The organism is Saccharibacter sp. 17.LH.SD, from assembly GCF_009834805.1.
Lineage (GTDB): Bacteria > Pseudomonadota > Alphaproteobacteria > Acetobacterales > Acetobacteraceae > Saccharibacter.
The window spans coordinates 15,523-34,582 of sequence record NZ_WVHO01000002.1; the positions used below are offsets into that span (position 1 = coordinate 15,523).

Below are 19,060 nucleotides of genomic sequence, written 5' to 3' on the forward strand. Positions count from 1 at the left end.
TAAAGGCGGGATTGTGCGGTATCTTTTTGTTCATCAGACTTTTCCTGCGCAATATTCACATCTTTTGCGCCATCTTCATCAGCAAGGTGGCCATGAAATTGTGTTTATTACGTCCTATATGAAGAAAGAGCTTCCGGGCGTTCGGTGTGTGCTGTACGACCCGCCCACTCCATCTCCTTCGGCGATGCATTCTGCTCTTGTGGAGTTTGACCATGCGGTGCGTCGTGCGGAGGTTGTTGCTCGCCTGGCTCTCTCTCTGAAGAATCTTGGTTATGTCCCTGATATCATTATAGGCCATCATGGCTGGGGGGAGCTTCTTAATATAGGGGATGTTTTTCCAGATGTTCCGGTTCTCGGTTATTTTGAGTTTTATTATCAGGTAAGCGGGCAGGATGTTGGGTTTGATCCAGAGTTTCTGCTATCAGATAAAACGGTTCCCGCTTTTGTACGGTTGAAAAATGCCATTAACCACCAAGCCTTAGCGCTTCCTGGATATGGGCAAACGCCGACGTTTTTCCAAAGAAATTCATATCCACAATGGGCGCATAAAAATATTCATTTGCTTCCTGAGGGAGTCGATTTGTCTGTGTGCCGGCCCGATCCGTCCGTTATGAAGCGTGTTTTGACGGTGGGTGATGTTCATATTCAACCTTATGAGAAGCTCATCACGTATGTAGCGCGAAATATGGAACCTTACCGAGGGTTCCACAATTTTATGCGCGCGTTGCCGCGTATCTTAGAAGCGCGTCCAGATGCTCGTGTGATATTGGTTGGAGGGGATCGCGTGAGCTATGGTCGTCTTCCAGAAGGCGGGGGGACATGGCGCGAGGTTATGCTCCGTGAGCTTAAGGGCAAGCTGGATTTGGATCGTATCCATTTTATTGGCTGGCAACCGCATGAAGTCTTAATCCGTCTCATGCAACGTTCAGATGCTCATGTTTATTTAACATATCCTTTTGTTTTGTCGTGGTCTTTGCGTGAGGCGATGGCGATCGGGTGTCCGATGGTGGTAAGTGATACAGCACCCGTTAGAGAATTGTTGGATAATCGAGTTAATGCATTAACTGTTTCGTGTTTGAAACCTGAACAGATTGCAGAAGGTGTGTTAGAATTACTCGAGGATCGGGCGTTGGCACGTCGTTTACAGCAGCGTGTTCGTGCAGATGCTCAGGAGAAGCTCGATTTACAGTCGTATTTAGCACAATATGAAAAACTGATTGATGACAGTGTGCACCGGCGGTGAGATCATTGGTTGTTTTTACATGTGGAAAATGATGAAGAGAGGCGAGTATGTCTGTTGAAGTTCTACCAGCGCTACGGTCCTTAGTTGAAAGCTGGGTGGTTAAGAAGACTCCTTCTACCCCCCCACGGAAATTATCGGCTGATGATTTAGATCAGTTAGCACGCGCAAGTATTGAGACGTTGGCTCAAAGGGCTTTAGGCACTATTGATGGAGAGTGGGGCAGCTTAGAGGAGTTGACGCAAGGCTGGGTTGTTCAGCGTTATCGTGGCGCGACACCGGGACCTTTAGTGGAAGATGATTTTCGTCATTGTGTCCGCTTTGTCCTAGAAGGTCTGTCGCGTGAGCGTCCTACAGACAAAAGCCAACCTTCTGGAGAAGGGGTATCGGCGGCTGATGAGGCGCTTTCTACATTTGTGCCTGAAACCGATGATGTTCTTCCAGACGGGCGTAAGGTTGCAGATGTGCTTCGTGAAGATCCTTTCTATTTTGCACGGGAACATCTCGCTTTGTCCCTCTAATGTAGAGTGAATCAGTATTGTTACAAAAAAGGAGTGCAATCTAAATTGCACTCCTTTTTTGATGACTTCGTCACAAGATGCTTATTTCTCTTGAAGATGTGCTTCAAGAAACCAAAGATTTTTGTCTAGCCCACGAGATACCTCTGTGAAGATATCTGCTGTATCATCATCACCTGCTTCTGCTGTGGTTTTGATGGCAGCGCGAACATTGTTAGCAACAATTGCATAACGCTCAGCAAGCGCTTTGACATGGTCTAGAACCGTGTGGATCTTCGTTGGGTATGGTGGGCAGCTTGACTTAGCGCTGACGTCTTGAGTGGTTCCTAGCGCTGTGCCGCCAAGCTGGACAGCCCGTTCTGCTGTTGTGTCAACAAAACCATCAAGCGCCGTGCGAAAGCCATCAAGCATTTCGTGAACGCCGATGAAGTGGGAGCCTTTAAGGTTCCAGTGAGCTTGCTTCGTAATGAGAGCAAGGTCAATGAGGTCAGCCAAACGAGCGTTAAGCGTCTCAATAGAGACAGCCTTTGTGTTGTCTGGCGTATTGTTTTGAGTAGCATAAAGTTTAGACATGAGGTCTCTCCTCTTGCAAACTCCCTTGTCAATTTTAACAAGGGGAAGAATTTCTACAGATTTACTCTACCAGAGTTCTTCGGGATCGCGAAGATCAAAGAAGGTCTGGTGGTCTTTCCTGAAGTAATGTGGGTATGCGGGATCATTTTCGAAAGGGGGAAAGTGCTTCCAACGTTCAATCATTGTTTGTGTTTCTTGAAAAAACCGCGGTTCATTCTCTGGTTTATTGTCTGTCCCGCGTGAAAAACTTTCATGATGTTCTGCTTCAGCATCAGCACAGTAGATAATTTTCAGACCTTTCTGGCGTATTTTGAGGCAAAGATCGACATCGTTATAGGCGATACTCAAATGAGCTTCATCAAATCCTCCAAGTTCATGAAAGAGGTCACGACGCACGAGCATAGCGGCTGCCGTGACAGCTGTAACTTCATGAGAGAGACGGATTCGACCAACGTAGCCATAGGCATCATGCGGTTGAGCGCGGTGGACATGAACACCAATAACATCTGGTCCAACGGCAACACCTGCATGTTGGATGGTGGCATTAGGGTAGAGTAACCGAGCCCCGACAGCGCCTATTTTAGGGAGTGCGAGCGCTTCGGCGATCATAAGGCTCAGAAAGTTTTCTTGCGTGATATAAACATCGTTATTGAGGAAAAGCAGGAAATCGCTTTCACATTGGGCTGCTGCAAGATTGTTGAGGCGCGCAAAATTGAAGGGCTCTTCAACACGCATGATAGAAACGCGGTCATCTTTTTGGATTTGTTCTAGGAACTCGAATGTTTCAGGTTCAATAGAGAAATTATCAATGAGAAGGATGCGAAATTTTTTGTAACGTACATGCGTGAGGAGCGATTCCACGCAGCGACGTGTGCTTTCGACTTGGTCACGAAATGGGATGATAATATCCACTGAAGGCGAGCGGCGTATTTTCCAAGCGACTTTATAAAGGCTGAGATGGTCTATGGATGTAACGTCCGCTGGGCGTTTTTTGCGGTTTAGATGATCAGTTACACACGAAATCCCTGCGGTAATGGCATAGCCTTTATTAGTGATACGGGCTGCGGTGGAGTTCGGAGTCTTACGCCAATGGTAAAGTATCTCTGGGACATGAAGAATGTCCGTTTCCTTTAAGAGTTCGGTGCAGCGTAAAACATAATCATGGTCTTGAGCGCCATCATAATGTGCGTCGAGAAAACCAATTTTTCGTGTTGTTGCAGCGTCAATCATGGTCAAATGACAGATATAATTGCAGCCTAGCAAGTAACGGTAATCATAATCAGGTTTGAGGTTTGGTTCTTGTAAGTGCCCAGCAGCATCTATTTTATCTTCGTCACAATAAATGAGTTTTGCTTTATGCTGTAAAGCTGCGCGTGTCATAACTTCGATCGCTACAGGGCTTAAAAGATCGTCATGGTCAAAGAAGACGATATAGGCACCGTTGGCTTTTCGTAAGCCAGCATTTGTTGCTTCAGCTATTCCTTGGTTTTTTTCGAGGATTATGGCCTGAATACGTGGATCGAGCGCGCAATATTCCTGAATGATTTCCTGTGTGCGTGCGCACTTACTTCCGTCATCAATGAGAATGAGTTCCCAATGAGGGTAAGTCTGATGCACGATGGAGTCGAGTGCAGCGCGAAAGTCATTTTCGGCGGGTCGCCATGTTGGGCACAATATTGAGATGAGTGGCGTTTTTTTTAAGGGGATGGCACGTCGCTGTGTGGCAACTTTCTCCTCAAGTAGTGTGTTGTAACGCTGGGCCCAACGGTCATAGTGCCGAAGATTTGGAGCACGCTTGGGGATTAAGTCGCTGACTTCACGTCGGATGGAGGTGAGGCTGCGGTAAAGTTGGCCGATAGAGTTTTCGAGTTCTATGAGACGTGTCTCAAGCATATTATGCACAAGAGACGTCGTCAGGGGGCTGCCGGCTAATTCGGTGTGATCGGGCTCAACGCTGACATGGAATGTATGGGGTTGGCGATCATATAAATGACGCGGCAATGGAATTTCAAAACCACAATTAGGGTCACAGTTGAGAGCTTCAGAGACATCGGCTCGATAGATGTTGGCGCGTGCTGAACCGAGTTTGATGCCATCAACGGTTGCAGAGACAACGAGGCATCCTTGCCAATTATCGTAGGGAGAAGAACGGCGCATAACCCAGCCACGGAGAACATCGTCTTTAACGCCGTCTAAGAAACTACGAAACTCTTCGGGAACAGAACCGGGGAAGAGGACCGTTTCACCAAGAATTTCTGGATCCTCTAATGTTGGGAGTGGAAGCACAGAACGATCGGCAAAACGGAGAGCCACCTGATGGGGGCGATCGTCGAATATTTTTTTTGGTAAGCAAATGTCAAACCCCAGTTTGTTGGAAGAGACGTTCAAACCATCACGCACATCGTTACGTGGTAGATCGCACGTTACCTGCATGACTTCTTGACGGTCGATTAGGAGATGCAGCGTTACCGGTAAGCTATTTTCTTCCAAATTTATGGCCCAACCGCGGATAATGCCGTTCGAAAAGCTTTCAACATGTCCATGGAATGGGCTGCGGGGTGGGGAAGACTGCTGCGTCACAAATGTCTCCTACAAGGATGAGGGCGTATTAGGCATCGGAAAAGAGTAGATCAGGTTAATTTAGAGCTTTTATAGACTATAGACAGAAACAGAGCTGTTCGTCTCTTGTGTCTTTCCCGTTACGGTTTTGTGAAAAACCATGCAAGATGGTTGTCCTTTATTCATCGGGAGGGTAATGCACGACGAAGAGGTGCTCCGGTGGGTTGTTGCTCACTGGCTCTTGAAACGACAAGGTTCCGAACCATGAGCATGGCTCCCGTGCCACGATCTTCGAAACGTCAGTTCGACTTCGATATTTTTTTCCACTGGTTGTTTTGGGGTGGCGCTTTTGTCGTCCTGCTAACCCTGGGTGGCCTTATTGTATTAATGGCTACCGGAGGGTGGCAAGCGTTTACGACATTTGGTCTCTCTTTCTTTGACCGTGTTGTGTGGAATCCTGTGAAGGATCACTATAGTGTTGTAGCGCCGTTGCTGGGCACTATAGTAAGTGCGTCTATTGCGCTTATTCTGGCCGTTCCTCTTGCTTTTGGTACGGCTTTTTGGCTGACAAATATCGCATCCGCTCGTGTTTCTGCTGTGGTGGGAACGGCGGTGCAGCTTCTTGCTGCTGTGCCATCGATTATTTTTGGCATGTGGGGGGTTTTTACCATTGTTCCCTTTATCGCACGTGTATTGCAGCCTTTTTTCAATCACCACTTGAGACATGTCCCATTGGTGGGGTCGTTGTTGACAGGTCCACCCGTTGGTACGGGCCTTATGACGTCTGGTATTGTTCTTGCGGTGATGATTGCGCCTTTTATGACAGCCGTGATGTGCGATGTGTTCGGATCTGTCCCTGCGATGTTATGCGAAAGTGCTTATGGCTTAGGGGCAACACGCTGGGAGGTAATGCGTAAGATCATCGTGCCTTGGTCTCGGAATGGTATGGTAGGGGCTATCGTGTTAGGAATGGGGCGTGCTTTGGGTGAAACCATGGCGGTGACATTCGTGATTGGTAATGTGACTGTTGTTGGATGGTCTCTTTTTGCGCCTCGGAGCACGGTTGCGTCTTTGATTGCTCTTCAGTTTCCAGAGAGTCCAGCGGGATCCATACGGCTTTCTTCGCTTATGGCTCTTGGCTTTATTCTCATGTTGTTTTCCTGTGCGAGCCTTGTGTTAGCGCGCTTTCTGCGTGGGGGGCGGAAATGAGTAAATCATCACAGGCAGCTCCTGAGAGATTAGCGCGTTGGCGGCCTGATAGACGTATGAATAGACGACGCCATATGGACCGTCTCGCAACCTGGATGAGTGTTGTCGCCGGCGCTGTGTTGGTTGTGGTTTTACTCTCCATTCTTTGGACGCTTCTCAGCCGTGGTTTGGTGGGCATCAGTTGGGCAACCCTTACACACGGAATGGGGCCTCCAGGATCTGGAGGTGGGTTGGGTAATGCTATTTTAGGAAGCATTATTCAGACGAGTGTGGCTTTGTTGATTGCTGTTCCGTTGGGTTTGTCTTGCGGTATTTACTTGGCAGAATATGGACGGAAAACGAATTATTTTGCTGATGTCGTGAGGTTTGTCTCCGATGTTTTGATGTCAGCGCCTTCCATTCTGATTGGTCTTTTTGTGTATCAATTAGTGGTCGTGCCGTGGGGGCATTTTTCTGGTTGGGCTGGGTCTGTCGCTCTGGCTGTTTTGGCCGTGCCAGTCATCGTACGCACAACAGAAGACATGCTGCGCCTTGTTCCAACAGCGATGCGAGAAGCTGGAGCGGCGCTGGGCGCCCCACGATGGCGCGTGATTTTATCACTTTGTCTCCGCTCGGCACGTCAGGGGGTGTTGACAGGTATCTTATTGGCTTTGGCTCGTGTTGGTGGTGAGACGGCGCCATTGCTTTTTACATCTTTGGGAAATCAAACATGGTCGTCGAATCTTAACAAACCGATGGCAAGTCTTCCTATCGCTATTTATCAGTATGCAGGGGCATCCTATGATGACTGGGTACAATTAGCGTGGACTGGCGCGTTGTTGATTACATTTGGTGTGTTGCTCATTAATATTGCTGTGCGGCTTTCTGCTCGCCGTTGATTCAGGGGATAGATATTCATGAATGTTGGCCTGACGACGTCACCTGAAAATGGTTCTAGTGCTGATGCAGAGGCGGCGCTTTCTGTACGAGATCTGAATTTCTATTACGGCAATCATCATGCTCTGCATGATATTATGCTCGATTATCCGGCACGTCAGGTCACAGCTATGATCGGCCCGAGTGGATGTGGTAAGTCCACCTTGTTGCGTGTTTTTAACCGGATGTATGATCTCTATCCTGGTCAACGTGCGACAGGTGAAGTGATTTTTGATGGAATGAATATCCTAGAGCGCACGGTCAGCCTTGATATATTGCGTGCTCGTATTGGTATGGTTTTTCAAAAGCCAACGCCGTTTCCAATGTCAATTTATGATAATATCGCTTTTGGCGTTCGTTTGCATGAACGTTTGAGTAAATCGGATATGGATGAGCGTGTGCAAGACGTACTGACACGGGTTGCGCTGTGGAATGAGGTGCGTGATCGTCTGAGGGCACCGGCTTCAGGGCTGTCAGGTGGGCAGCAGCAGCGGTTATGCATTGCACGAAGTATTGCAACGCGTCCAGAAGTGCTGCTCTTGGATGAACCAACGTCAGCGTTGGACCCGATTTCAACAGCACGTATTGAGGAGTTGTTGGATGAGCTTAAAGAGGAATTCACGATTGCGATTGTGACTCATAACATGCAGCAGGCCGCACGTTGTGCGGATCGTGTTGCATTTTTCTATATGGGTAGGCTCATTGAGGTGGATACGGCGGATCGTATTTTCACAAACCCTCGTCAGAAACAAACCCAGGATTATATCACGGGTAGATTTGGATAAGCGCCATGTCTCTTGATCGTTCTCATATCGTGAAAAGCTATGAGCAGGAATTAGACCTACTGCGCACCATGATGGCGCAGATGGGTAGGATTGTGGAAAGCCAAGTTGGTTTGGCGTTGGATGCTATTGCAGAACATGACGAAGCAGCGGCGGATGAGGCGGCTCGGCGCGATCCTGAGGTTGACGAGTTAGAACGAGAAGTCGAGGGACTTGTTATTCGACTATTGGCCTTACGGAGCCCTATGGGACCCGATCTGAGAGAGATTGTTGCCGCTCTCAAGATTACGGGAGATTTGGAGCGTATTGGCGATTACGCGGCTTCTATCGCGCGACGGGCGATGAAAGTTGTTGATGAGGGAGAGAAGATTTCTCTTTCTGGTTTGCGCAGTATGGGCCGATTGGTGCGGGAAAATTTACAGCGGACTGTTTCCGCCATGATTGCTCATGACCCCAGTCAAGCAACGGAAGTGTGGCATGCTGATCAAGGTGTCGATGAGCATTATTTGACGCTGTTCCGCGAGCTTGTGACATATATGATGGAAGATCCGCGGAATATCCGTTCTTGTACGGAGCTTTTATTCATTGCGAAAAATTTGGAACGTATTGGGGATCATACAACCAATATTGCTGAGCGCGTCTTTTATGCAGCGACGGGTGATAACTTACCAGCATTGAGGCCACGTGGTGGAGCACGCAAATCTGTCGCTAAGGATGTGAAAAAGAGTTAGAATAAGGAAGATGTAACTTCTTGTAATAGGCGAGTGATATAGAGCTCACGTATTGAGATGTTAGTTATAAAAAAGCCCCTGATTGCAGGGGCTTTTTTATAACTAGAAGAATAAGAATAACTTACGGGGTCTTTGCGTTTGTTTTTTTCAAGATAGCCCATCCTAAGAAAAAAATGATGGCCAAAAATGGGATACTTGCCACTGAGATCGTGCCAGACGGATAGTCAAACGCCATCATGACAAGGACCAGAAACAAGAAGCCAATCGTGATCCATCCTGTATAGGGAGCTCCTGGCATAGGAAAACCTGTTGGTGGGATCTTCCCTTGGCGAATGGCTTTATGCAGTTTCAATTGGCATAAAACAATGCAGGCCCATGTTCCAAGGATGCCCAAGGAAGATATGCTCAGAACGATTTCAAAGACTTGTGTTGGGTAGAAATAGTTTAACAGCACACCAACTAAATAGATGAATAACGTGGTACCAATGCCAACGTAAGGAACGGCCTGGCGATTTAATTTGCTCATAGCCTTTGGAGCTGACCCGCCTAATGATAACGCTCTCAAGATACGCCCGGTTGAATAAAGACCGGAGTTTAAGCTGGAAAGGGCGGCTGTCATCACCACGAAATTCATGATGTTATCAGCCCCTGGGACACCGAGGTTCCTAAAGAATGTTACGAAAGGGCTTTCCCCAGCATGATAGGCTGACCAAGGAAGGACGCAGACGAGAAGAACGATGGAACCGACATAGAACAGGATAATACGCCATATAATGCTGTTAACAGCACGGGGTACAACTTCTCTGGGATTGCTGCATTCTCCTGCAGCTACACCGATTAACTCGGTTGCGGCATAAGCAAAGATGACACCTTGGATCAACATAAGTGAGGCGACGATTCCATGCGGGAAAAATCCATCAGATTGGGTAATGAGATGGAAACCCGGTGTATAACCTCCTACGTGATGTCCTGAGATGAGGACAAAAGCACCAACAGCTAAGAAGATAGAGAGGGTGACGACTTTAACGAGGGAAAACCAGAATTCGATTTCCCCAAAATAGCGGACACCCGTTAGGTTGACGGCACCAACGACGACCAGTGCCCCGAGAGCAATAATCCACTGAGGTATCCCTCCAAAGACAGGCCAATAGTGCATGTAAAGAGCAATGGCCGTAATATCGACAATGCCTGTCATGGCCCAGTTGAGAAAGAAAAACCAACCAGCCGCATAGGCGGCCCCTTCACCTAAAAACTCACGAGCATAGGTAACAAAGCTGCCACTGCTGGGGCGGTACATGACGAGTTCGCCCATGGCGCGCAGAATCATAAAGGCGCAAAGACCACAAATCATGTAGCTGATGGCAAGGGAAGGGCCAGCAATTTGAAGGCGTGACCCTGCTCCTAGGAAGAGTCCTGTCCCAATTGCGCCACCTACAGCGATCATCTGAAGATGACGCTGACTTAAGCCCTGTTGATAACCTTCTTCACTGACAGAGCTATTACGGTCGTCGCTGACAGCGCGTTCGAGGAGGTTTTCCTGATCGTCGGGAGGTGTGGTCATAAAGTAATCCTGAAGGAGGAGAAACTACGAACAAAAGCTGTAGGAATAGGAGATGTCTCCGCTCTAAGCTTGTCTGCTATGTGTCTAGCGTATGACGAACATAGATGAAGAACATCTTTTTGCCAATGTTGCTTTCCTCACGTGGTGGAGGGTGATGCTAATTATTTTAATCTTCTGGTAATTATTATTGCGGTGTTTGCACCATTTATCGTCCCGAAGGATTAATGGTGAGATGATGGTGGAGTGATCACGCGATATTCATTAAGAAAAATCTGAATTCCCCTTTGCAATGTACGCTGAAACTGCACGTCATTATGGGAAGGCGGCGGGGCGCAGTGGGCGAGGCACGTGAGGAAGGGAACGCCGATGGTCAAACCAAAGAGATGGTCGGCTGCTTCGTCAATATCATCAAAAGCTAATCGCCCAGCTTGTTTTTGGATTAGCAGCCATTGGTTGATGCTGAAATTTTGTCCAGAAAGATGAAACAGTTTGCTCATAAGTTGTGCAATGAGGGGAGAGCGGGTTGTCTCACCGATAACAGTTCGTATTAACCCGAGAAATTTCTCATTCATCATTTGTTGGGATAATTGTGTTATAAATCCCAGAAGTTGCGAATCTAAATCAGAACAGATTGATGGATTAGGTGTAATATGCAATGGGCTAAAAAGGTGGTCTAATAGCAATTGCTCCACAAGGGATTCTTTTGATGGGAATACCAGGTAAAGAGTCTTTTTTGACATACCTGCGCAACGTGCAATATCGTCCATCGTTGTGCGATGATAGCCGTAGCGTTGGATAAGTGCGCATGTTGTATCTAGGATATGGCTCCGGCGTTTTTCGTCATGGTTCTGGGGCGCCGCGTGTGATGTCGGGCCTGTTTGTTCGTTATTATTAGTTGTTGTGTCGCGTTTAGGTGACAAAGACACAATGAACCTCATAACAGAAGTGGAACCGTGTTGACTGTTAGCGTGGAAACCGATTAGTTTCCACCCCCTAGAAGAGAGGTATTTTCATATCTCTGCCTAGTTCTGCCTATTCCTATTTACCCCTTAATAGGGAGCTTCTGCCCTCCTCATGTCTGTTTTTGTCTCACGATCATGGTTGATGTTTTGCCCTTCCGAGTTGGTGCGTTACGGGAAGGTCGCTCTGCTAGGGGGTGTAGCAGTATTGGGAGGTTGCCAGAAACAGGCACCGTCCGCGCCGCCACCGCCGCAGCGAGTTGATGTTCAGACAATCCACCCACAAAGCGTCACGATGGAAACATCATTGCCAGGGCGTGTAGATGCCTATGAGCAAGCAATGATTCGCCCTCAGGTGAGTGGCGTGATCGTGTCGCGTAACTTTGAACAAGGTGGAGAGGTTAAGGCAGGACAGCAACTCTATCAGATTTATATTGCTCCTTTCCAAGCAGCTTATGATCAAGCAAAAGGGCGCTTGATGGAGGCTCAGGCGAGCGCTACGCGTGCGGAGCTGCAATTAAAGCGTTATCGCGGGCTTGTAGGTCCTCGTGCTGTTAGCCAACAAGATTACGATAATATGGTGGCGACAACACGCCAAGCAGAAGCACAAGTGATACAGGCGAAAGCGGCCTTAGAATCGGCTGCCGTTAATCTAAACTATACGCATGTAAGAGCGCCGATTGATGGGCGGATTGGTCGAACCCTCTATACTGAAGGAACACTGGTAACGGCGAATCAAGCACAGCCGATTGCTGTGGTGACCCGTCTCGATCCTATTTATGTTGATGTTAACTTAGCCGCAGAAGATATGCTGCGTTTACGTAGAGAAATGGCCCAAGGGCGGCTGGAACGCACTGGAAATGATGCTGTTGTGTCCATTGAACTTCCAGATGGCACTTCATACGGACAGAATGGTCGTTTAGAGCTCTCTGAGGTAACCGTTGATCCGTCGACGGGTACGCTCGTCATGCGAGCTGTTATGCCAAATGCAGAGCGTCTTCTTCTGCCTGGAATGTTTGTGCATGCTCACGTGCGAGAGGGAAGTGACCCTCGAGCATTGCTTGTGTCGCAAAAAGCATTGCAACGCACCCCCAAAGGGGATGCTTACGTTTTGACGGTTGATGACCAAAAGAAAGTTCATATGCAGATGATCACGGTTGGGCGTTCTGTGGGGTCATCATGGCTCGTGACATCCGGGTTGAAAGATGGCGATCGTGTCATCGTGAGTGGGGTGCAAAAGGCACCGCCGGGCGCAAAGGTAGATCCTCATGATGTGACGAATGTGACGGACGAGGCGAGGTAAGTAAATATCATGTCACTGTCACGTTTCTTTATTGATCGTCCCGTATTTGCTTGGGTGATCGGGTTAATTATTATGCTGGTGGGGACGTTGTCTATCACCAGAATGCCGATCGCACAGTACCCGAGTATTGCTGCGCCTCAAGTAGCCATTTCAGTTGATGACCCAGGGGCATCAGGTGATACGGTTAACAATACGGTGGTGCGCCCGATTTTGCAGCAGATGACCGGTTTAGATCATCTCGAATATTTGTCTGCGCAATCCTATGGTAGCGGCCATATGGAGATTGATTTGAGCTTTGAGCAGGGGACGAATCCCGATATTGCTCAGGTTCAGGTGCAGAATAAACTCCAGTTGGCCGAGCCACGCCTCCCTCCTGAAGTTACGGCTCAAGGTATTAGTGTGACTAAAGCAGCACGTAACTTTATGATGGTGCTGGGTTTTATTTCGACTGATGGAAGCATGAGTGGTCAGGATGTGGCTGACTATGTGTCATCCAACGTGTCGGATCCGCTTTCACGTATTTCTGGGGTGGGGGATCATACGATCTTTGGATCAGAATATGCTTTGCGTATTTGGATGGATCCAGGGAAGCTGTACCAATATGGTTTAACAGTCGCTGATGTTCAGAAAGCTGTTCAGGCTCAAAATATTCAGGTTGCATCGGGTGAGCTTGGCGGTTTGCCAGCAAAGAAAAATATTGGGTTTGATGCAAATATTATTGGTCCGGTACGTTTGAACTCACCGGACCAGTTTGCCAATATGTTGCTGAAAGTTCAGCAGGATGGCAGCCAGGTTCGTATGCGTGATATTGGGCATATTGAACTTGGTGCTCAGAATTACAGCCTGAACTCTTTTTATAATAATAAGCCTGCTGCTGCCATGGCGTTAAAGCTAGCACCTGGTGCTAACCAGATGACAACAGAGGCGGCTGTTCGTAAGGAAATTGCACAATTAGAGCGCTTTTTCCCGCCTGGGCTAAAAGTGGTTTATCCGCTTGATACAGAACCATTCATTACGCATTCGATTAGCGAAGTTGTTGAAACATTGGTGATTGCCATCATCCTTGTTTTTATCGTGATGTTGGTATTCCTGCAAAATTTCAGAGCAACACTTATTCCGACGATCGCGGTTCCTGTCGTGTTGTTGGGAACATTCGGTATTCTGACGGCCTTGGGTTACAGCATCAACACATTGACGATGTTAGCGATGGTGCTCGCTGTTGGTTTGCTGGTGGATGATGCGATCGTTGTTGTCGAGAACGTTGAGCGTGTCATGTCGGAGAAAAATCTCACTCCGAAGCAAGCGGCTCGAGAGTCAATGGATGAAATCACAGGCGCTCTTGTCGGTATCGTTTTGGTTTTGACGGCTGTTTTCTTGCCAATGGCGGCTTTTGGTGGTTCGACGGGCGTTATTTATCGCCAGTTTTCCATTACCATTGTCGCGGCGATGTGGCTGTCTGTCGTGGTGGCTATGGTCATGACGCCTGCACTCTGTGCGACCATGTTAAAGCCAGGTCACCATGAGGTGACTTTTAAGCCTGCGCGCTGGTTCAATCGTTGGTTTGATGCTCTGACAAATCGTTATGTTGGCGGGGTAGGGCATCTCTTGAAGTTCCGTCGCTTGGCCATGGTTGTGTTTCTTATCATCACTGTGGTGACAGTTGTCCTCTTTATGCGTGTTCCAGGAGGCTTCCTTCCTGATGAGGATCAGGGGCTTATTTTTGGCCAGATTAGTATGCCAGCAGGGGCAACCCAGGAGCAGACGGCGGCGGTCAACAGAAAGGTCGCAACGTATATTCTGAACACATATAAGAAGGATGTCATATCAGTCTTTAGTGCAAACGGCTTTAGTTTTGCCGGTCAAGGGCAGAGTGCGGGTGCTTTCTTTATTCGCCTATCCCCATGGGAAGAGCGTAAAGGGAGCCAGCATTCGGCGATGACCATTGCCGGTGAAATTATGAAGCATTTTGCTGGCGAGCCAGGAGCGCAAATCTTTGCTGTGAACCCGCCGCCCGTGATGGAATTGGGTAACGGAACAGGGTTTGACTTAGAGCTAGAAGATAGTGCGCATTTGGGGCATCGCGCTTTGCTGGCCGCCAGGAATAAACTCTTAGCGGCCGCAGCTAAGGATCCACTATTGGTTGCTGTGCGTCCAATGGGGCTTGAAGATGCGCCTCAATATATTCTGGATATTGATCGTGAAAAAGCCAATGCTCAGGGCGTCACGAACGAGGATATCAATACGACAATTCAAGGGGCCTTTGGGTCTATCTATGTGAACCAGTTTACTCGGAGTGACCGTGTTAAACAGGTTTATATTCAAGGGGAAAGCTTTGGGCGGATGGTGCCTGAGGATTTGAATCGTTGGTATGTGCGTAATAGCTCTGGTGGTCTTGTGCCGTTCAATGCCTTTGCATCAGGACATTGGGAGGTCGGTCCTCAAAAGGTAGAAAACTATAATGGTCAAAACTCTTTTGAGATCCAGGGTCAGCCTGCTGTGGGGGTAAGCTCCGGCAAAGCAATTCAGGAGATGGAAAAGCTCATGGCAGAAAATCTTCCGAGCGGGATTGGGCATGAGTGGACGGCTATTTCTTACGAGCAGCTTGCGTCAGGTTCTTCTACCGGGCCGCTTTACGCTATGTCTGCTATCGTTATTTTGCTGTGTTTGGCCGCTTTGTATGAGAGCTGGGCTGTACCGCTGTCTGTTATATTGGTTCTGCCTTTGGGTATTTTGGGGGCCATTACAGCGACACTCGGTCGCGGGTTGAGCAACGACATTTACTTTCAAGTTGGGTTGCTCACGACTGTGGGTTTGTCTGTGAAAAACGCTATTTTGATTGTTGAGTTTGCCAAGGCGTTTTATGAGGCAGGAGACACGCTTGATGAGTCTGTGCTGAAGGCCGCTCGTGAGCGTTTGCGTCCGATTTTGATGACGTCTATTGCGTTTGTGTGTGGTGTTATTCCACTGGCTATCGCAACGGGGGCAGGGTCAGCCGCGCGTGTTGCCATTGGTACGTGCGTAGTCGGGGGGATGTTCTCTGCAACGATTTTAACGGTGTATTTTGTCCCGGTTTTCTTCGTTGTGATCTTGCGTCTTTTCCGTGTTCAGCGTTTGACAGAGCGTCATGCTCAAGAAGAAGAGCTTTTGAAGAAGCTACAAGCCGAGGGAGAACATTAAGAATGCGTCGTTCTGCTATTGGCTTTGGGCTTTCTGCATTGCTTTTATCGTCATGCAATTTAGCTCCAGAATATCATCGACCTGATCCAAAAATTTCGCCGGTTTACCCAGCGGATACGCATAGCCAGGCTATGCCAGCAGGGCGTCAGGTCGCGGATCTGGGATGGGAAGATTTCTTTACAGATCCTCGTTTGAAAAAACTCATTGAGTTGAGTTTGTTGAATAACCGTGATCTCGCAGCACAAATGGCGTCTGTGGTCGAGCAGCGGGGATTGTATCAGATCCAAAATGCAGCGCTTTTCCCGACGATTTCGGCTGGAGGGGCAGCGATGTATGTTTCCCCGTCTGAAGCGGGTGGTTTCTCCTTTGCCCCTGGTTCAGGTCGCAATATCAGCACGTTGCGTTTTTACCAAACGTCAATTGGTTTCTCATCGTATGAGATTGATCTATGGGGGCGCATTCGAAATTTGAGCCGTGCCCAACAGGAGCAAACACTTAGTGCGGCTGAGAATTTGCGAAATTTATGGATTACAACAATTTCGCAAGTGGCAGAGACGTATATTCGGTGGTTGGGAGATCGGGAATTATTATCTCTTGCCGAGCGAACGCATGCGTCACGTCAGAAGACATGGGAGCTGACGAAGCTTGCCTATGATCATGGTCAAGTTGATGCGTTGACGTTGGCTCAAATTGAGTCTCAGGTTGAGCAGGCAAGAGCTGATATTGCGAGCCAGACACGGGCTGTTGCGGATGATGAGCATGCTTTGCAGCTTTTGGTTGGGGTTCCTTTCCCAGCGGATCTTCCCCCTCCTGCGCCGATGGGAAAGCAGACGATGGTAGTCGATTTGCCAGCTGGTCTTCCCTTCGAGCTAGTGACGCAACGTCCTGACATTCAAGCCGCTGAACACGTTTTAGAAGGCGCTAATGCTTCCATTGGTGCTGCACGGGCTGCCTTCTTGCCGCGTATAACATTGACGGCCTCTGAGGGGACAAGCTCTCTGATGTTTCGCAAGCTTTTTACAAGCATGGCAGAGGCATGGAGCATTTCACCAAGCATTAGTATTCCACTGTTAACCTGGGGCCAGAATCAGGGGAATCTGCGCGCTAATAAAGCGAGAGCGGCTCAGGGTGCTGCGCAGTATCAAAAAGCAGTTCAATCCGCGTTCCGAGAAGTGGCAGATGCATTGACAGCACGTGAAACTTATCGTGATCAAGCGGCCTCTTTGGGGCGGTATGTGGTAAAATCACAGCAGGCTTACGATTTGGCTAGGATGCGTTTTCGTGCTGGCATTGATAGTTACTTAACAACGTTGGAGCAGGAGCGTCAGCTTTATGCGGCACAGCAGTCGCAAATTGCAGTTCAGGCTACGCAGTTCCAGAATATGGTGACCCTATATCGAGCGTTGGGTGGTGGTTGGATGCGAAAAACGAAGTCGGAGACATCATCGCTTGCTGGGGTGCCTGTGCAAGGTAAGTAAAGGATAAAGGCTCATGCGTCGTTATATATTGGCGTTGTTGGTGGGGATTGGTCTAGTCAACGCCGGCGGCGTATGGGCAGATGACGAGCCGAATAAACTGACCATGCATCAGGTTTATCGGTCGTCATCTTTGCCGCATACAGCCGCTGATTTTAGTATGTTTCATTTCGTTCCACGTGGGGACAAGATGGTCACAGAGCCCGAGCATGGGCGACTGCTTTTCCAAACGCCGGATGGACGGCCTGATGGGTATGGTGAGCGTCGGGGTACGGCCATCGTCTATTACGACCGTACGGGCAAAGCCGTAAGGGTTCAGCATTTGACGCAGGATGAAATTGATCGTTTGAATCAACAGTAAGTTACGACAGGAAATTAGTGAGGGCGTGGACGCCACGCTGTGTAGCCATAGAGTGCTATCCCAATAAAACCAGCATAGAGTGCGGCAGTTGGGTATAGTCCTCTGGTGATGAAAAGGCCTGTGTAAATGAGATCGATGGCGCTCCAAAGCAACCAGCTAGCGCGATAGCGTCGAGCGGTCCAAAATTGTGCTAAAAGGCTTGCACTGCTGAGCGCCGCATCCATGAGTGGGATAGGGTCGTCACTCCAATATTTTAGGATCAAGCTCCATCCTATGGTGAGGAAGAGAGTGGAAAGGGCACCAATAGCGGCCGCTGGCCAGTAGAGGGGGCGCGGGGGAAGATTTTTTACAAAATCGCTGGTGCTTGCCTTACGTTGACTTTCCGCGTGCCAGAGGACCCATCCGTAGAGGATACCAATACCAAAGATGACTTGGAGTATTGTATCTGCGTAGAGATGAGCGCGATAGAAAATCCATCCATAGAGAAGAGTTGCGATGAGAGAGATAGGCCAGCCGAGCAAGGAGCGCCGGGCCGTGAGGAACACGCCATAGGCACTAATAAGTGCGGAAAAGGTTTCAATCAAATCAGGCATAAGATGTTATCTTATTGAGGAGTGAGCGCCCTTTAGCTGTGTGGAACCAGCGGGCATGGCCGAGGAGATAGCCGTGATAGGCTATGTCCATATTGTCTTGCTGATGGAGTAGATGGCCGTAATAGGCGACTTCAGACAAAGCAAATGTGAGATGACAAAGTGGAAGAAGACACGCAATAAGGTCTAAGCGTGCGGGATGTTGGCCCGCGTGATGATGGTAGCCTTTTAGGAAGGCTTCTAATTGTTCGGATGCAACAGGCACATCATTGGATGGGTCAACCCATCCAATGAAACTACGTTCAATGGCGACGGCGACGTCAAACTCAGCGCTTGTTGCGTTGCTCATTCCGAAATCAAAGATGGATGAAAGGTGATTTCCATTCCATGTGAAATTAGATCCATGCCAATCTCCGTGCCCCCAAAGAGGGGTTATATGAGGACGCAGTGCGATGAGTTTCTTATGAAAAGGAGTCATTAAAGGGAGTAAATCATCTCGCCATGAAGAAGGGAGCAGTGAAGACAAGCCTTCTTGTGTTTTGATCCAGTGTGTGAGGCTGTTCTCTAAGTGGTCTGAGAGCAATGGCTGGAGGCTTGATGTAAGAAGGCAGTGTGTTCTTGGAGGCGCATCGTAACCTTGGCTGGCAGTATGGAGATGAGCCAGAAATGTTCCCGACGCTTCTGCATGTTGCATGTTGTGGTATGGGGACCAAGACTCTGTGTTGCGGTAGGTATCAGTCCCGTTCGCTATCGGGAAAAGTTCGAAAATGCCACCATTATAGGTGACGATACTGGAACCGCTTGCAGTGCGCTTAGGCTGTAAAACGGGAAAATTCTTATCGGCTAACCAGTTGATAAAAGAATGTTCTTTTTGAAGATCATGAGATGAACGAAGGCGTTGGTCATGACGCTTTAAAAAAAGATGGTCTCCATTTGCGAGTTCGACTTGTCCCGCGGATGAAAAAGGGCGCGTACTGCTCCATGAGAGTGGCAAAGCGGCGGCTTGAAAGCCAAAGTGGGAAAGAACAGCGCGTATGTCATCAGGGTCGAGAGGTGGCCAGCTTCGCTCTTGTGCTTGATCTGTTATGCCAAGAGCACACGTCATGA

The 19,060-nt window shown here is 48.6% G+C and carries 16 protein-coding genes; 10 read left to right on the forward strand and 6 right to left on the reverse strand.

The features are described from left to right. The first annotated feature begins 13 nt into the window (after positions 1-13). Both GS501_RS00695 and GS501_RS00700 read left to right on the forward strand, forming a co-directional pair. Positions 14-1,243 carry a glycosyltransferase gene (locus GS501_RS00695; protein WP_160829983.1) on the forward strand — a complete coding sequence of 410 codons (1,230 nt, stop codon included), beginning with the start codon at positions 14-16 and terminating at the stop codon, positions 1,241-1,243. A 47-nt stretch (positions 1,244-1,290) separates the two neighbouring features. Continuing rightward, on the forward strand, positions 1,291-1,761 hold the full coding sequence (locus tag GS501_RS00700) for a hypothetical protein (RefSeq protein WP_202405250.1): 471 nt from the start codon (positions 1,291-1,293) through the stop codon (positions 1,759-1,761). 81 nt (positions 1,762-1,842) lie between these two features. On the opposite strand, the gene dps is transcribed toward GS501_RS00700, so the two are convergent. Next, positions 1,843-2,331, reverse strand: a complete 489-nt coding sequence (dps, locus tag GS501_RS00705) for a DNA starvation/stationary phase protection protein Dps (RefSeq protein WP_160829984.1) — start codon at positions 2,329-2,331, stop codon at positions 1,843-1,845. A gap of 66 nt (positions 2,332-2,397) precedes the next feature. Then, a complete protein-coding gene (locus GS501_RS00710; protein WP_160829985.1) occupies positions 2,398-4,911 on the reverse strand; it encodes a glycosyltransferase family 2 protein in 2,514 nt (837 codons plus the stop codon). 243 nt (positions 4,912-5,154) lie between these two features. Between GS501_RS00710 and pstC the strand changes: the two genes are divergently transcribed. From pstC to phoU, 4 genes are read left to right on the forward strand one after another with little or no spacing between them, the layout of a single operon-like run. Further along, the gene (gene pstC / locus GS501_RS00715; RefSeq protein ID WP_160829986.1) at positions 5,155-6,099 is read left to right on the forward strand and encodes a phosphate ABC transporter permease subunit PstC; all 945 of its coding nucleotides are present in this window, start codon (positions 5,155-5,157) and stop codon (positions 6,097-6,099) included. Between the two features lie 56 nt (positions 6,100-6,155). Next, entirely contained in the window at positions 6,156-6,977 is an 822-nt protein-coding gene (gene pstA / locus GS501_RS00720; RefSeq protein WP_237442350.1) for a phosphate ABC transporter permease PstA, read from the forward strand. 18 nt (positions 6,978-6,995) lie between these two features. Continuing rightward, the gene (pstB, locus tag GS501_RS00725) at positions 6,996-7,799 is read left to right on the forward strand and encodes a phosphate ABC transporter ATP-binding protein PstB (protein ID WP_160829988.1); all 804 of its coding nucleotides are present in this window, start codon (positions 6,996-6,998) and stop codon (positions 7,797-7,799) included. A 5-nt stretch (positions 7,800-7,804) separates the two neighbouring features. Then, on the forward strand, positions 7,805-8,527 hold the full coding sequence (gene phoU / locus GS501_RS00730) for a phosphate signaling complex protein PhoU (RefSeq protein WP_160829989.1): 723 nt from the start codon (positions 7,805-7,807) through the stop codon (positions 8,525-8,527). Between the two features lie 121 nt (positions 8,528-8,648). On the opposite strand, the gene GS501_RS00735 is transcribed toward phoU, so the two are convergent. Together GS501_RS00735 and GS501_RS00740 are read right to left on the reverse strand one after the other, a co-directional pair. Then, complete coding sequence (locus GS501_RS00735; RefSeq protein WP_160829990.1) at positions 8,649-10,088, reverse strand: amino acid permease; 1,440 nt, start codon at positions 10,086-10,088, stop codon at positions 8,649-8,651. A gap of 221 nt (positions 10,089-10,309) precedes the next feature. Further along, positions 10,310-11,014, reverse strand: coding sequence for a TetR/AcrR family transcriptional regulator (locus tag GS501_RS00740; protein WP_160829991.1), 705 nt, complete (start codon positions 11,012-11,014; stop codon positions 10,310-10,312). Between the two features lie 178 nt (positions 11,015-11,192). Between GS501_RS00740 and GS501_RS00745 the strand changes: the two genes are divergently transcribed. The 4 genes from GS501_RS00745 to GS501_RS00760 are packed head-to-tail and all read left to right on the forward strand — an operon-like array spanning position 11,193 to position 17,363. Then, on the forward strand, positions 11,193-12,350 hold the full coding sequence (locus GS501_RS00745; protein ID WP_237442352.1) for an efflux RND transporter periplasmic adaptor subunit: 1,158 nt from the start codon (positions 11,193-11,195) through the stop codon (positions 12,348-12,350). A gap of 9 nt (positions 12,351-12,359) precedes the next feature. Next, positions 12,360-15,527, forward strand: a complete 3,168-nt coding sequence (locus tag GS501_RS00750) for an efflux RND transporter permease subunit (protein WP_160829993.1) — start codon at positions 12,360-12,362, stop codon at positions 15,525-15,527. A gap of 2 nt (positions 15,528-15,529) precedes the next feature. After that, a complete protein-coding gene (locus tag GS501_RS00755; RefSeq protein ID WP_160829994.1) occupies positions 15,530-17,005 on the forward strand; it encodes an efflux transporter outer membrane subunit in 1,476 nt (491 codons plus the stop codon). Between the two features lie 13 nt (positions 17,006-17,018). Then, positions 17,019-17,363: a hypothetical protein gene (locus tag GS501_RS00760; protein ID WP_160829995.1), complete on the forward strand. Its 345-nt coding sequence runs from the start codon at positions 17,019-17,021 to the stop codon at positions 17,361-17,363. A 14-nt stretch (positions 17,364-17,377) separates the two neighbouring features. Here GS501_RS00760 and pnuC read toward each other — a convergent pair whose 3' ends face one another. Continuing rightward, on the reverse strand, positions 17,378-17,956 hold the full coding sequence (gene pnuC / locus GS501_RS00765) for a nicotinamide riboside transporter PnuC (RefSeq protein WP_160829996.1): 579 nt from the start codon (positions 17,954-17,956) through the stop codon (positions 17,378-17,380). Further along, the gene (locus GS501_RS00770; protein ID WP_160829997.1) at positions 17,949-19,058 is read right to left on the reverse strand and encodes a phosphotransferase enzyme family protein; all 1,110 of its coding nucleotides are present in this window, start codon (positions 19,056-19,058) and stop codon (positions 17,949-17,951) included. The genes pnuC and GS501_RS00770 overlap by 8 nt, the downstream gene beginning before the upstream one ends. Positions 19,059-19,060: the final 2 nt, after the last annotated feature.